The sequence below is a fragment of the Shewanella sp. MF05956 genome (assembly GCF_059758055.1).
Genome location: NZ_JCAYNV010000005.1, coordinates 98466 through 114044, shown reverse-complemented (window position 1 = coordinate 114044; position 15579 = coordinate 98466). Strand labels below are relative to the sequence as shown.

General features: G+C 42.4%; 10 protein-coding genes. 4 read left to right on the top strand and 6 right to left on the bottom strand.

Annotated elements, in window-relative coordinates; translation table 11 throughout:
* Positions 1-166: 166 nt before the first annotated feature.
* The 3 genes from AC19MX_RS07345 (at position 167) to AC19MX_RS07335 (ending at position 7454) form a co-directional block, all read left to right on the top strand.
* Positions 167-1360 (top strand): efflux RND transporter periplasmic adaptor subunit, encoded by a 1194-nt coding sequence (locus tag AC19MX_RS07345; RefSeq protein ID WP_432402061.1) that lies wholly within the window; start codon positions 167-169, stop codon positions 1358-1360.
* Positions 1361-1365: 5 nt separating this feature from the next.
* Positions 1366-4554 (top strand): efflux RND transporter permease subunit, encoded by a 3189-nt coding sequence (locus AC19MX_RS07340; RefSeq protein ID WP_498297370.1) that lies wholly within the window; start codon positions 1366-1368, stop codon positions 4552-4554.
* Between the two features lie 188 nt (positions 4555-4742).
* On the top strand, positions 4743-7454 hold the full coding sequence (locus tag AC19MX_RS07335; RefSeq protein WP_498297368.1) for a bifunctional acetate--CoA ligase family protein/GNAT family N-acetyltransferase: 2712 nt from the start codon (positions 4743-4745) through the stop codon (positions 7452-7454).
* A 107-nt stretch (positions 7455-7561) separates the two neighbouring features.
* On the opposite strand, the gene AC19MX_RS07330 is transcribed toward AC19MX_RS07335, so the two are convergent.
* Positions 7562-8584: a GGDEF domain-containing protein gene (locus AC19MX_RS07330; protein WP_498297366.1), complete on the bottom strand. Its 1023-nt coding sequence runs from the start codon at positions 8582-8584 to the stop codon at positions 7562-7564.
* Between the two features lie 280 nt (positions 8585-8864).
* Here AC19MX_RS07330 and eco point away from each other — a divergent pair, with 280 nt between their 5' ends.
* Positions 8865-9416: a serine protease inhibitor ecotin gene (gene eco, locus AC19MX_RS07325; RefSeq protein WP_498297364.1), complete on the top strand. Its 552-nt coding sequence runs from the start codon at positions 8865-8867 to the stop codon at positions 9414-9416.
* 376 nt (positions 9417-9792) lie between these two features.
* Here the strand turns inward: eco and AC19MX_RS07320 are convergent, their stop codons facing one another.
* The 5 genes from AC19MX_RS07320 to pssA form a co-directional block, all read right to left on the bottom strand.
* Positions 9793-10068 (bottom strand): hypothetical protein, encoded by a 276-nt coding sequence (locus tag AC19MX_RS07320; RefSeq protein ID WP_188953170.1) that lies wholly within the window; start codon positions 10066-10068, stop codon positions 9793-9795.
* Positions 10065-12077, bottom strand: coding sequence for a RecQ family ATP-dependent DNA helicase (locus AC19MX_RS07315; RefSeq protein ID WP_498297362.1), 2013 nt, complete (start codon positions 12075-12077; stop codon positions 10065-10067). The genes AC19MX_RS07320 and AC19MX_RS07315 overlap by 4 nt, the downstream gene beginning before the upstream one ends.
* 274 nt (positions 12078-12351) lie before the next feature.
* On the bottom strand, positions 12352-12711 hold the full coding sequence (locus AC19MX_RS07310; protein ID WP_498297360.1) for a hypothetical protein: 360 nt from the start codon (positions 12709-12711) through the stop codon (positions 12352-12354).
* Between the two features lie 233 nt (positions 12712-12944).
* On the bottom strand, positions 12945-13754 hold the full coding sequence (locus AC19MX_RS07305; protein WP_432402077.1) for a tRNA-uridine aminocarboxypropyltransferase: 810 nt from the start codon (positions 13752-13754) through the stop codon (positions 12945-12947).
* An 81-nt stretch (positions 13755-13835) separates the two neighbouring features.
* A complete protein-coding gene (pssA, locus tag AC19MX_RS07300; protein ID WP_498297519.1) occupies positions 13836-15176 on the bottom strand; it encodes a CDP-diacylglycerol--serine O-phosphatidyltransferase in 1341 nt (446 codons plus the stop codon).
* Positions 15177-15579 lie beyond the last annotated feature (403 nt).

Sequence of the window (15579 nt, the reverse complement as noted above, 5' to 3'; positions counted from 1 at the left end):
ATTAATACTGACACTTTAATCAAACTCAGCCTTTGACTGAAACACAAGTTTACACATTGATACAACAAACAAGAAACAATTCGATTAACATATAAGGTAGAAAATAGATTACTTGCAGCCTATTGGGGATAACACTGCAAAAACAAATCAATTAAAGGGAAGCATTGTGGCGACTAAAAAACAGATTATTTTACCCATTATCGTATTAGGAATAGGCATTGCTGGCCTGGTTGGGCTTTCTGCTTTAAAAAAGCCACCAGAAGAAAAACCAGAGGTAGATACTACCCCGTTAGTCTCTGTTGAAGTCATTAACTACCAGCCCATGACCTTTGATGTCAGCTCTTATGGCGTAGTCAATGCAAAATACATGACTGAAATTGTCGCCCAAGTCAGCGGCGAAATTATTTTTTTAGACCCTAACTTTGTTAAAGGCGGCTTTGTTAAAAAAGGCGAGATATTAGCAAAAGTTGACCCTAGTGATTATCAATCGAGTTTACTCGATGCTCAAGCTAGCATTGCCTCATCGCAAGCTTCGTTAGTGCAAGAGCGTGCCAATGCCGAAGTGGCGATCCGTGAATGGGCGGATATCACTAACAGAGAGCCAACAGACTTAAGTTTACGCAAACCGCAATTAGCCCAAGAACTGGCCAAATTAAAAAGTGCAGAAGCCAGTTTAAACCGCGCTAAACGCGATTTAGAACGAACCATTATTCGTGCACCATACGATGCCTTAATCGACGGACGTGAAATTGGCCTAGGTTCATTTGTCAGTAAAGGCACCCCTGTCGGCAAAGTTTTAAATACCGACAAAGCTGAAATTCGTTTACCTATCGCCGACAAAGAAATGCAGTATTTAGCCGCTAAAGGCGTTAATGCCAATGTTAATCTGTCGGGTCAGTTTGCCGGCAGTAAACAAGTCTGGTCGGGTAAAATTGTCCGCAGCGAAGGTGTTGTCGATAACAAGAGTCGCATGACCTACCTAATAGCAGAAATAAATGACCCATACGGCTTAACCACGGGTAAAAATGAATTACGTTATGGCACCTATGTCACTGCCCAAATTGAAGGCATACAAGTGGGTAATGTCGCAGTAGTGCCTCGCCACCTCGTTGTTAATGGTGCGGTCGCGATTATGGACGCTGATAGAAAGTTAAAATATAAACCCGTGACGGTCATCCGCCAAGATGGCGCGAATGTGGTGATCACCGACGGTTTAGAATCTGGAATGCAACTGATTACCTCAGCACTTGATTATCCTATCGATGGCATGAAAGTTGCTCTGCCAGAAGATCGCGTTCTGCAAAAAGAACCCGTAGCAGAAAAAGATGACACTGAACTTGCGATGGAAGAAGGTGAATAACAATCATGGCTGATACTCATAAAGGACTCATAGCCTGGTTTGCCCGCAACAGTGTGGCGGCGAACTTGCTAATGATCATCATATTGCTGGGCGGATTATTAACTGCCAGCACAATTAGAAAGCAATTTTTTCCCGAAGTTGAAATCAACTGGATTGAATTTAGCGCCGTTTACCCTGGTACTGCCCCGCAAGAAGTAGAAGAAGGCATTACCATTAAGATTGAACAGGCACTTGAAAGCGTTCAAGGGTTAAAACGGGTAATTACCTACTCAAACCGCAATATAGCTCAAGGCTATTTTCAGGTTGAAGAGTCTTACGACCCATTAGTGGTGTTAGACGAAATTAAATCAGAAATCGATTCAATTTCAACCTTTCCAGCTGACATGGAACCGCCAAAAGTTGAACGAATTAAATTTCGTCAAGAAGTCATGTACTTAAGCTTGTATGGCGACATGTCTGAGCGCCAATTGAAAGATTTAGGCGATAAAGTTCATAACGAAATCATGCAACTGCCCAACGTGAATATCTCTGAATATTACGGTGGTTTAGGTTATGAAATCAGTATTGAAGTCAGTAAAGATAAGTTGCGCGAGTTTGGGCTCAGCTTTAATGATGTGGCTCAAGCGGTTCAAGGCTATTCGCGCAATATGTCTGCGGGGCAGATTAAAGCAGAAAACGGCTATATTAACTTGCGAGTTCAAAACCAAGCTTATGTCGGTTACGAATTTGAAGAGTTGCCATTGTTAACGCTAGATGATGGTACCAAGCTGTCTTTAGGTGATATAGCCGTCGTCAATGACGGTTTTCAAGAAGGAATACAATACTCTAAATTTAACGGTAAAAACTCCGTTACCTTCTTTATCGGCGCAGCTAAAAACCAAAGTATTACTGACGTTGCCGACGTTATCCGTACTTATGTAGATAAAAAGCAAAAATCATTACCACAAGGTGTCACACTTGAACCTTGGGTTGACATGACATATTACCTCGATGGTCGTTTAGATCTCATGCTCGACAGTATGAAAAGTGGCGCCGTGCTGGTATTCCTTATGTTAGCGTTATTTTTACGAGTCCGTTTAGCCTTTTGGGTCATGATGGGATTACCGGTATGTTTCTTAGGAACCCTACTGTTTATGCCAATGGCATTTATTGATGTCACGATTAACGTCATCAGTTTGTTCGCCTTTATCTTAGTGCTCGGTATTGTGGTCGACGACGCAATTGTCATGGGAGAAAGTGCTCATAGCGAATCTGAAGAGCACGGGCAAAGTGTTGAAAGTGTTATCCGCGGGGTGCAAAAAGTGGCTATGCCAGCCACCTTTGGTGTATTAACCACCATTGCCGCATTTTTACCTATTACCATGGGCGATGGTCCGTCATCGGCCTTCGGCCAAGCGATTGGCTTTGTGGTGATTTTATGTTTGTTATTCTCGCTTGTAGAATCAAAATTGATTTTACCTGCGCATTTGGCTCACATGAAAAAACCTAAGGTAGTCAAGGCTGGGTCAAAGAACCCTCTCGACTGGCTACGTAACGGCGTGAATTTTATTCAAGGCAAAGTAGATCGTAATTTAACCAAGTACATTGAGAACATTTATCGGCCATCGTTAGAAATAGCCATTAAATATCGCTACGCGGTAATTATGGTCTTTATCAGTTTAATTATGGTCTGTGCCGGGCTTTATGGCGGTGGTTTAGTACGTTTTATTGGTCAGCCAAAAATTCCGCACGACTTCCCGCGCATTACAATCGAAATGAACGTTGATGCATCAGAAAAAGCCACCTTAGCGGCAGCATTGGCCATTGAAGAAACGCTGTATAAAGTGGATAAAAAAGTCGAAGACGAATACGGCCAACGAATGATTTCTGATATGCAGGTTGATCTTCGTAGCCAAACCAGCGCAGAAGTGATGACCAAACTGGTTGATCCTGAACTGCGTCCAATGGACACCTTCGCGTTAGCTGAGTTGTGGCGCCAGGCTATGCCGCTTATTCCTGGAGTGAAGTCTTTTACCATTCAAGACAGCTTAATGGGTGGTGGCCGTGAAGACGGTGACATTAGCTTTAGATTAGAAGGCAATAACGAAGCCCAACTTGTGGCAGCTTCATTAGCATTAAAACAAAAGCTTAACGGCCTAAAAGGCGTAAGCGATATTAACGACAGCCGTCAATCTAGCGCCAAAGAAGTCCAATTCCAATTGAAACCTCTCGCGAGCGTGCTTGGGCTGACATTGGCCAATATTGCATCGCAAGTAGGTAACAGTTTTTACGGCTTAGAAGCGCAGCGTATTATCCGTAACGGCGAAGAAATCAAAGTAATGCTTCGCTACCCAGAAGAGCAACGTAACTCAATTGCGTTGGTCCAAGACGTGTTAATCAAAACCGCTGACGGTACTGAATTGCCATTATCTGAAGTGGCTGACATTAAGGTGGTTCAAGGCGTAAACAGTATCCGACGTGAAAATGGTAGTCGAACCATTAACGTATGGGCCTCTGTAGACGCTGAGCAAGCTGAACCTTTTAAACTGGCAAAAGATATTCGTGACAACTTTATCCCCGAACTGTTGGTAAAGTATCCGCAAGTGCGCAGTGAAGTGTCAGGAAATATTCAAGAACAGCTCGATAGTGCCGACACGCAAGTGCGCGACTTCATCTTATCGATGTTAGTGATTTACAGCTTATTGGCCATTCCGCTGCGCTCGTATATTCAACCGGTAATGATTATGTCAGTGATCCCGTTTGGTGTAATTGGTTCTGTAATGGGCCATATTATTTTGGGAATTGATTTAAGTGCCCTTTCAATGTTCGGGATTATTGCGGCTGCGGGGGTTGTGGTAAACGACTCATTAGTGATGGTCGATTATGTCAACAACTCGCGCAAAGCGGGTGTGCCGATGCGTTTAGCAGTGCTTAATGCTGGCTGTAAACGCTTTAGAGCCATTATGTTGACCTCATTAACGACCTTTATTGGTTTGGTGCCCATCATGGCTGAAACCAGCATGCAGGCGCAAATGGTTATTCCAATGGCGGTCTCATTAGCATTTGGGGTGTTATTTGCCACCGTAGTCACCCTGTGTTTAATTCCATGTTTATACATTGCCATTGAAGACTCTAAAGCGTTAATGGCGCGTATTATCGGAATTTATTCACCGAGTTCAACTCACGCACCACTAGAAGAATCTCAACAAAATTAAGCCTTATCGTTTGTAGATTCATTAAGGGACCTTACGAAAAGGTCCCTTTTTTTATCTCTACAGATAAACACTGACCTTAGCGATAAATGACAACGATTAAATTAATCCCGATAATTTCTAGCAACTGCATCATTTTATTGAGAATATGCTAATCTGATTATCATCGGTTGTAACCAAAGGTCGCCAACATGAGCCAGCGCAGTATTCACTCGTTATTTAAGCCCACTTCAGTTGCCGTGATTGGTGCGTCCAACGGGAATAAGCGTGCCGGAAAAGGCGTCATGAAAAACCTATTATCCAGTGGGTTCTCAGGACCGATAATGCCGGTTACGCCTAAATATACCGCGGTAATGGGGGTTTTAGCCTACCCCAATATTGAAGCGTTGCCGATAAAGCCAGACTTAGCGATTATCTGCACCAATGCCCAAAAAGTGCCTAGCATTGTTGAACGCTTAGCCCAATTTGGCTGTAAAGTCGCCATCATTATGGCTTCTGGTATGGCTTCACAAACCGATGAACACGGCAATAATTTATTAGCGCTCACCAAACAATATGCCAAGCGCTACGGGATGCGTTTACTGGGTCCAAACAGTTTAGGCATGATATTGCCATCGATTGGCTTAAATGCCAGTTTGGCACATGTTGGCGCCTTACCGGGTAAAATTGCCTTTGTGTCACAATCGGCGGCAATTTGCACCACGGTTTTAGATTGGGCTAACAATAAAGGCATTGGTTTTTCCTCATTTATTTCGCTCGGCGACGCCACTGACATCGACTTTGATGAGTTACTCGATTATTTAGGTCGCGACAGTAAAACCAGCGCGATTATGCTCTATATCGATTCAATTAATGAAAAACGTCATTTCTTATCCGCCGCTCGCGCAGCCTCTCGCAACAAACCCATTTTTGTGATTAAGTCTGGCCGCAGCCATGAAGGCGTAAAAGCAGCCATGCTGCACACTGGCGGCATTGGCGGTAATGATGCCGTCTATGAAGCCGCATTTCGCCGTGCGGGTATGTTAAGAGTAAACGACTTAATTGAACTGTTTGCGGCTGTTGAAAGCCTTGCCCACTCAACCTCATTAAAAGGTGAGCGTTTAGTCATTATGAGTAATGGCGGCGGCCCTGCTGTACTTGCTGCAGATGAGCTGATCATTAAAGGCGGCAAGTTAGCGCAATTATCAGAAGACACCATCAACGAGCTCAATAAAATTTTGCCCGACACCTGGTCAAGACAAAACCCTATCGACATGATTGGCGATGCTGACCACCAGCGTTATGCTAAAACATTAGATATTTTAATGAAAAGTAACGATGCAGATACCATTTTAGTGTTGCATTCACCGTCAATATTGTCTGAAAGCGTAGAGATTGCCAGCAGCCTAATCGATACCATTAGCCAACACCCTCATCGCCATAGAATGAACATTTTAACTAATTGGAGTGGTGAAGACTCCGCCTATCTTGGGCGTAAACGTTTTACTAAAGCAGGCATCCCAACTTACCGTACGCCAGAGGGTGCAGTGCGCGCCTTTATGCACATGGTTGAATATCGTCGTAACCAAAAACTGTTGCAAGAAGTGCCATTGTCAATTCCAGACAACATTCCGGCCGACCGTAATGCTGCCAAAACTCTATTACAACAAGCACTCGATCGCGGGCAAACCGTGGTTGAGACACATCAAGCCGTCGATATTTTAAAAGCCTATGGTTTAAACACCATTGATACCTGGTTTGTTAGCGATGTAGATGAAGCTGTGAATGTAGCCAATAAAGCCGGCTATCCAGTGGCATTAAAAGTCCAATCGCCTGATTTGCTGTATAAATCTGATGTACACGGTGTGGTATTGAATTTAACGTCCGATGAAGATGTCAGTCACGCCGCGCACTCCATCATCGACAGGGTTCATCAAATTAACCCTAATGCCAAGATAGATGGCTTAATCATTCAAAAAATGGCATTAACAGCAGGCGCACAAGAAATTCGGGTGTCGGTCATAAACGATCCGGTATTTGGCCCCGCCATTTGTTTAGGTGAAGGCGGATCTGAATGGGACCCAACACGCGATGCTGCCGTTGCCCTACCGCCGTTAAATATGGCCCTAGCACGTTATATGGTGATCCAAGCGCTTAAAACCAATAAGTTGCGCGACAGACATTTGCCATTAGGCCTTGATATGAACGCATTGTGTGTGATGCTCACTCAAATATCGCACTTAATTATTGATTGTCCTGAGATTGCCGAAATCGACATCAACCCAGTGTTAGCGGCTGGCGAAAAAATTACCTTGTTAGACGTGAATATGCGCTTGCATGACAGCCCACAAGACAACATTGGCCGTCTAGCCATCATGCCTTATCCAAAAGAATTAGAGCAAACCTCAACGCTTAAAAACGGCTTAACCGTGATGCTTAGGCCAATATTGCCCGAAGATGAGCCTAAGCATTTAGAATTTGATAACTCACTTAGCGATGAGGACAGGTACAAACGTTACTTTGGGGTACGTTCACGCATGACCCATGAAGAAATGGCTGTATTGACTCAAATCGATTATGCACGTGAAATGGCCTTTATTGCCACTACCATGACAGCAGAGGGTGAAGAGTTAACCTTAGGCGCAGTAAGAGCCTCTATCGACCCCGATAATACCGAAGCTGAGTTTGCTATGGCAGTGCGCAGTGATTATCAAGGCATTGGCTTAGGCAAGTTATTGTTAGAGAAGCTTATCTCTTACTATAAAAACAACAACACCTTGTATTTAACCGGTTTCACTATGTTCGAAAACCGCAATATGGCCAGCTTGGCTAAATCATTGGGGTTTACCGTGTCGTTTGATATGGAAGAGCACTTGATCAAAATGCACATGGATTTAGAAAACCAAGACAAACAAGCGCTGTGATAAACCGTCGTATCGATAAAATGACAAAAATTAAAAGCAATAATAAATAGCAAGAGGCCATCAGTGTTACTGATGGCCTCTTTCGTTTACTCACCTTTTAGCGCACGTTACGCGAATTTAACGCAATTACGACCAGAGGCTTTCGCTTTATAAAGTTGCTCGTCTGCACGGGCTAATAAGGTATCGACATCATCGCCGGTTTGCAGTGTAGCCACCCCTATCGACACCGTAATATGGCCTAAGTTTTGTTTCTTTTCTTTGCCAATCGACAATTGTTTTAACGAAATACGCTCGCGAATTTTCTCGGCAACGTTGACCGCATCATGTAATTTGGCATTGGGTAACATCACTACAAACTCTTCACCGCCATAGCGCGCCACCAAGTCATCACCTTTTACAGTGTGTTTCATCGCTAAAGCCACATAGGCTAGCACTTTGTCACCAATTAGATGACCAAACGTGTCGTTAAACAATTTAAAATGATCGATGTCTATCATCAACAAACTACACACGGTTTGCGTATCGGTAAATTTAGTCATTTGCTCCGAAGCAAACAGCTCATAAGCTCGGCGGTTATTCAGCGACGTCAGTTCATCTGTCATCGCCACCTTACTCAAATTATCCATCTCACTTTTGAGGTTAGCAATTTCATCTGACAACGACACCAAACTGGTCGACATATGACGATTACTGGCAATCACTTGTTCGACTTCAGCCGCAATACTCAACACAATGAGGTTCAGTTCGTCTGCGTCAGGCTTTGTTTGCAATTTAACGCCAAACTCACTGAGATTAGTCGAAAAAGACTCCGTACCTTCACCCAACTGTTGAATTTTATGCACCAAACTATTGATCAATATTTGGGTTTCTATTTGGACGTTTTCGATAATTTCAGGCGAACGCTCCTCAATGAAGCGATTGTATAATCCTAAATTAACTTCTGGAGTAAACTTAACATCATTGGCAATGAGCCCATCGATAGCACGTTTTAAATTAAGGTTGGACTCGGAAAAATAATCATACCAAATGGCATAGTTTTCCGGTGTCACTGGAATTGCCAACTCGGACATTTTAGGTAACGCTAAACGCAATATGTGCGAGGTTTGTTCTAGGTTTTGATTATTGTGCATCGAGAACGATACCTTATGATAAAAGCAATGTGTCAAAGGTTATCAGTATGTTATGTCATACTTATGAAGTAAACTCAATTGTTGTTGCTAATATTAAGCAAACTTTTAATGTTAAAATGAGTGTAAAAATAACCCTTTTGCAACAGCGCCACGTTTATAAACAGTGAGTCGCTTAATAATGGCACTCATGTCATTGTCAGAACACATTAATAAACCCGTTTAAACAAGACATCATTACAGCTCATATGTAACCTTTGCCATAACAGGGAATTGATTAATCATGAAAACAACAATACACATAAAACAATTGACATTTGGACTCAGCGCCTTGATTGCCAGCACCTCTTTTACTGGCTACGCCATGCCAAAAGTGGAACAAGTGCAACAACAGCTCGTGATTCAAACCAGTGTAATGGACAATGATAATTATAAAACTCAAGCTGACACTAAGATGTACCCTGCACCTAAAGAAAACATGGTGCAGCATATATTAACCCTGCCAAAGCTTAACGATGAATCTCAATATTTGATCGAAATTCAAATTGGCCAGAATAAGCTAGTTGATTGTAATAAAATGCACCTAATGGGTGACATCCACACATTAGCGCTCGAAGGCTGGGGATATCCTTACTACCAAGTTGACAGTATTATCCAAGGACCAAGTACAAAAATGATGTGTACAGAAGCTAAAAAGGCCCAATTCATCAGCCTTAACAACACCATAACTCAAGAGTATGACAGCCGTTTAGCCAAAGTATTTTATCTTCCTAAAGATGCGCAATTACGTTATCGCATTTGGCGCGCAGCCAGTGAATTTACATTTAGCGATTAATAATTTGCGAAATAAGCTATTGATAATAAGCGGCATGACTCTAATGCACTGCATTGATAAGGCTCATCGATATAGGATTTAATATTTACAGAATTGAATTACAGAATTGAACTACAAAACTGGCTATAAAATGGAGCTACAGAATTAATCTACAAAACGGGCTATAGAAAGCAGATATAGAAAATGGATTAACAGAACGGGTATATAGCCTATCAACCTAAGAAGCATGTTTCAGAGCCTCTTCAGGTTGATTGGGGATAGGAAATGTAAAACCTTGCCAACATTTTAGAGACACCATTGATGCTCAAGCAGCTATCACTCTATCTTCAATGGTGCTGACAATTAGCACTTATGACTTTACTGAGATTAACTCGCGCTAATACCGTCTCACTCGCACAACTTGCATAATTTCAATTTCAAAGCCGGCAACCACTTCTTTTGACGGATAATAAATTAAATTGACCTTTTGCCCTTGCAAGCTCTTAAACCGTTTAGGACGCTTGTATTTGAACGGAACATCACAATTTTCAATCATCAAGGTTTGCAATACCCAATCATTAGTTTCACGTTGAGTATGAGAAATAACAGTCACGCCTTCAGTTTGCACTAAATTGGCGTGTTTCTTTAATAATGCTTCAGGAACGGGTTTCATGAATTCACCTTCTTAACTGCATCCAGAATATCTTGATATCGATAAGCACTAAAACGACCAAAGCCGGCTAATTGTTTAACCTTCATACGGCTAAACCTTGGCATCACCATACCTGCTAAAAACTTAGCCTGTGTTGCGATGGTCACCGTGGGTAACGATTTTGCTTGGGCCACTTGGTGCAGAGGCGCTAGCAGTGCAGCAACGTTGGCCGTATCTGGTAATGAAACCAACGTCTGTTTAGATAATACCGCAATTTCGCCTCGACAAACACTGCAATGGCCACATGTTTTGGGGGCTGCTTGATCATCAAAATATTGAGCTAATGCGGCACTTAAGCAAGTGTCGAGCTCAAAAAAATCCACCAGCTTACCAATACGGACAATTTCTTTATGCTCATTGCCGCTAAAGTATTGCGCTAATTGTTGCGTCAATTGCACTCTTTGCGATTCGCTACTCAAGGCATGTTGCTTAACACTGTACACCTGAGTGATTTTTTTGGTTTCAAGAATAATTAAATTCTGTTCGGCTAAATATTCTAGCGCGGCCACCACGCGTTGACGTTCACTACCATATTGCTGATACAAGCTGTCAAAATTCAATTGTCCCCAGATTTTTTTAAACTGAGTGTGCTCAAAGACTTGATTTAAAAACACTTGGCGTTCAGCATTAAAGCGATTGAGTATTGCTTGCTTGTCTTCAACAAAGCGATATTTAAAGTCGGCAAAATAAGCAAAACTTGGCTTAATCACATCCATCAGCTCTAATTGCACAAATAACGTTTTAAGCGGCAACGTACGGATATTACAAGCGGTAGACAAGGATAACTCTTGCACTTCCCAACGACCTTGATCGGTCTCGCAGGCAATAATATCCAACAAATTAGCAATACTTTCAGGTTCTGGCGTGTCGCCATAGACGAAATTTTCGACCGTATTTAAGCCATCAAGATTAGCCAAGGTAATGCAATGCGACACATTATCGTCTCGCCCTGCTCTGCCGATCTCTTGGCTGTAATTCTCAATCGATTTAGGTAAGTCATAATGCATCACAAAGCGAATGTCTGATTTGTCGATGCCCATGCCAAATGCAATGGTGGCCACAATCACTTGTATGCGATTATCCATAAATTGTTGCTGAATATCTTGGCGAGCATCTTGCTCCATACCCGCATGATATGCGCGAGCATTCACGCCTTCACTCATTAAATACTGCGCGACCTCTTCTGCCGTTTGCTGCAAGGTAACATACACAATGCCAGCGCCAGGGCTGCCATCAGCAGTAAAATGCTTAACATAGTGCGCAAGATGATTATTTTTATCTTGCTGGCTTACAGCAACAACGGATAAATCAAGATTCGGTCGGTAAAAACCCGTTTGAATAATATGGTGCGGCTCAAGCCCAAAACGCGAAGCCATATCGTGCTTCACTTGCTCTGTGGCGGTGGCGGTTAATAACAAGGTTTGTGGAATCGAGAACGCCTCACAAAACTGCGGAATTTTTAAATAATCTGGACGAAAGTTATGCCCCCATTCTGAAATACAATGCGCTTCATCAACCACTAATAAAGAAATTGCCACAGAGTGCAGAAATTGCCTAAAGCGTTCGTTCTTAAAACGTTCAACCGACACCATTAAAATCCGGGTGCGATTGTCGCGTACATCCCGCATGACTTGTTGGGTTTGCTCATAAGTTAAGCTTGAATCAATACTGGCGGCGGCAATGCCTTTGCTGGCTAAAAATGCCAGCTGATCTTTCATTAATGCCAGTAAAGGTGAAATAACTAAGGTTAGACTAGGCAACTGTTGTGCACAAAATTGATAACACAAAGACTTGCCGGAACCTGTAGGAAAAATCGCTAGCGCTGAATGACCTGATAAAATCGTTTCTATCGCAGCTTGTTGACCGGGTCTAAATTGATCGAAACCAAATTGTTGTTGCAGTAATTGGTGCAGATTTGCATCGTTTAACGTTGCTGTATCGCCAAGATGAATAGTGTCACTGGTTGACATAAAGAATCCCTATGAGAGGTGATGAAACCCAAAACTGCATAGGGTTAACAAATAAAATGGTTAGCGTAAATTGAGACGACATCGTTGCTACTGCCGTGTTTTTAATAACCGGCATCTCTGCTCATTCACACTTGGTATCATTTCGGGTCTTATTTTATGATACAGGTATTAGAGCATGGTGCTGGTATTACATTGTGTGACTGCACTTTTATTGCATTCTGGTTGCGTTCTGATTGCATTCTGGTTGCATTAGCCACTTGATAGCGGTTTGCCTTTATGGCGCCTGTTTACGGGCAATATATTGATTAATCAACTGCGTGAGCTTATCTTCAAAACGCTCTTCCAGGGTATCGAGGTTTTGCTCAAACGATTGTACAAATTTAAGCGCTTTGTCGCGAGGTAAGACTTTGCCGGCAAGACTATATTGGATCTCAACTAATGATTTATCAAAACGAGGTGAAATAAACCACTGACAAACATCGGCATTGAGGTGAGTTAACGTGCGCTCAGCAAGCTGACAAAAGGTGTCGATATGATCAACGCCATCGGGCCCTAAACAACCAGGCTCAAGCCGAAAGAGTATGAGTAACTTTTGCGGGCTGTATTGCTGAGTACTTTTAAGCAAGTCTTCCATAATATCGTGACATAATCCTTAAACAAATGATGAGACAATTTACCCTATCCAACTTTTACACTGGTCGCTAAACGGTATTACGTAAACAAACTGTTTGAGTAAGCTAAACAAATCGGCGGCTTTATATGATGCGATTAATCCCTGACAAAAGTAAAGCAGCAACACTCATAAGCCACGTTAACCGTTATTTAGCATCCCGTATAAATCAATAATATGCAAATACCACATGGTATTTATTCATCACAAAGCGTTTGTGTTTGGCTCGCGGCAAGTGCATCCGTAAATGCACTAATGTAATGAGCAATGGGCGTTAAGGTTTCTTTTGCACGGCGATTACGACCGAGCAATGATGATTCGACAAATAAATCAAACCAAGCAGACAGCGCCGCACCATTTTGTGGTTCTTGCGCCGCCGTTAATGCCAATGATGCCACTTCCGCGGTGCCTAATTGAAAATCATGGCTACCTTTGCGTAATGCATAAGTCGCTAGCGTTTCTGGGGCGAATGACAATACCGGCATTTGATGCAAATAAGGGCTTTTACGGAACATTTTAATCGCTTCACGCCAACTGCCATCGAGCATAACCAATAATGGGGTTTTCATCTTACCGTTAGCTTGAAGTAGATTGTCTGGCAAAATTTGATTCACGATAGGCTGCTGGTTTTCAATATATTGTTGCGGAAACACTAAGTACGGTTGATAGCGCTCATCGGCTAACAACGCCAACATCTGTTGGTCGATATCAGTTCGTGTCCATAAAAAGGCATGAGTGTCAGGGATCAGGTCTGCAATAAGACGGCCACTATTGGTCGGTTTTAACACCTCATCATTGTACATCAGCAGCATAAAACTCACTTGCGTTGCCAAATATTGACGATGCTCGCAGGTACAAAACAATTCACCCAACAAACATAATTCACAGCGAATAAGCTTTTTCCCCCGCGCACCAAAGGGCTTAGTCGACAATGATTTTCGATAAGCGTGCAAGCGATGAACCGCATGGAGTGGTGCTTTTGCTTTTGAATTAACAACAGGATTCATATAACGCTCTGATGTGAAAAAATTTCACCACTCGTTAGAGTGGTGAAGGAAGTTGGATAAGCAACTGTGCTGTAGCGGAGATTATAGAATACGACGCAATAAAAAGTCAGCTTTTAAACGACGGATACGATTCATAACCTTTTTTACCGGCTTAGGGTATTTGTGTAAGGTATCAATCTGGCTGTAGTGGAACAGTCGCTCAGTGTGCAACAAGATATGTTGCTGTTCAGCAATAAACGATTCTTTCCAACTGCCCGACTCATCATGCAATAACAGGCCATTTTCTAAATCTAATGCCCATGCTCTAGGATTAAGATTAGAGCCCGTAATCAGGTGTTTGCGGTTATCTGCACTGATGCCCTTTAAGTGAAAACTGTTAATGCCATCTTTCCACAAATGTATGTTTAGCTGTCCATTTTCGATGGCCCATTGCTGACGTTTCGCAAATTTACGTAACGATTGCTCATACATGTAAGGCAGAGCGCCAATGGTAGAAAAGTCTTGCTCTGGGGGAATATAAAAGTCATTCGCTGTTTTGTCGCCCACAACAATATCAATCTTTTTACCCTCGCGCAGATGCTTAGCTAACGCTCGGCTTAAAATTGCTGGCGGGTTAAAATAAGGCGTGCAAATAAACAATTGTTGTTTCGCGCTTTCAACCAACTTAATCACAGTGTCGTTAAGTAAATTGTTTTTGCGCCCTAAACCTAACAATGGGGTAACACGATTTCCCACTGTGGTGGTTTTGTATTGATAATGCGCTTGAGACAGTCGATGCTTAAAGCTCTTAATGTCTTGCTTTTCTGGGTTGCATTCGCTTTCTAATGGCTGGGTCAATACGCACACAGCAGAGTCGTTGACGATATCTTGCTTGATCATATCTCGCATGCTGCGCGCTAACTCTGCGCACTCAATTAGGTGATAACGATCAAAACGGTATTTGTCTTTTTGCTGCAAATAAATATTATTGATACTCGCGCCACTGTATATCACCGCGTCGTCAATAATAAAGCCCTTAAGGTGTAACACCCCCATGAACTCGCGCGATTTTACAGGCACACCAATAATGTCAAAAGGATGAGATGCTTCGGCCATCAAATTGCGGTACATAATGTAATTACCACTGTCGCCTTTATGGCCAATTAAACCACGACGAGCACGATGGTAATCCACTAATACTTTGATGTCTAAATCTGGTTGGCGCGCTTTAGCGGCTAACAACGCATGCAACACTTCACGCCCGGCTTCATCGTCTTCAACATATAAAGCTGCAATGTAAATTGAAGATGTTGCTGACGCAATTCTAGCTAATAATGCTTGTTTAAAATCTTGGGGGTTAAGTAACCAAGATACAGCATCAGCTTTTAGCGCAATACCACCTAACTTATCCAGCAAGGCATCCTCCTTAAAATGAGTGCTCATCATAATGTGATGAGCAAAATAACAAACTTCACAGCCTATCGTTATGATTATGTGGGCGGTGATATTTCGATATCGTGTGTTTTAATCAACTAAAGCACTGGTGCTTTTTCTATGTGATATTGGTATCCGTTTTATCAAACCTGACACAACGTCTATCATAAGCTAAAGCGCAGTTTATTTTCAGGTTCATTGGGCTTAATAGAGAAGCAGCACAAGTAAAACATGTCTTTGACGCATAATTTAGCTGATAGAAATTACCGACTAACAAGGTGATGAGCAAGATGTTTCTTCCTTTAGGGCGGTTTTAATGGCTTTCTTTGGCTAAAATAAACACAACAGCGTTAAATAATTACCAATCTGCTGACTAACTGCACAGCGGTATCCACTTGCAACATGCCCTTTG

Coding starts and splice junctions, on each gene's coding strand:
- AC19MX_RS07335 (WP_498297368.1), top strand. CDS start 4,743: ATGAGCCAGCGCAGTATTCACTCGTTATTTAAGCCCACTTCAGTTGCC.
- AC19MX_RS07320 (WP_188953170.1), bottom strand. CDS start 10,068: ATGAAACCCGTTCCTGAAGCATTATTAAAGAAACACGCCAATTTAGTG.
- AC19MX_RS07330 (WP_498297366.1), bottom strand. CDS start 8,584: ATGCACAATAATCAAAACCTAGAACAAACCTCGCACATATTGCGTTTA.
- pssA (WP_498297519.1), bottom strand. CDS start 15,176: ATGAGCACTCATTTTAAGGAGGATGCCTTGCTGGATAAGTTAGGTGGT.
- AC19MX_RS07310 (WP_498297360.1), bottom strand. CDS start 12,711: ATGGAAGACTTGCTTAAAAGTACTCAGCAATACAGCCCGCAAAAGTTA.
- AC19MX_RS07315 (WP_498297362.1), bottom strand. CDS start 12,077: ATGTCAACCAGTGACACTATTCATCTTGGCGATACAGCAACGTTAAAC.
- AC19MX_RS07305 (WP_432402077.1), bottom strand. CDS start 13,754: ATGAATCCTGTTGTTAATTCAAAAGCAAAAGCACCACTCCATGCGGTT.
- eco (WP_498297364.1), top strand. CDS start 8,865: ATGAAAACAACAATACACATAAAACAATTGACATTTGGACTCAGCGCC.
- AC19MX_RS07340 (WP_498297370.1), top strand. CDS start 1,366: ATGGCTGATACTCATAAAGGACTCATAGCCTGGTTTGCCCGCAACAGT.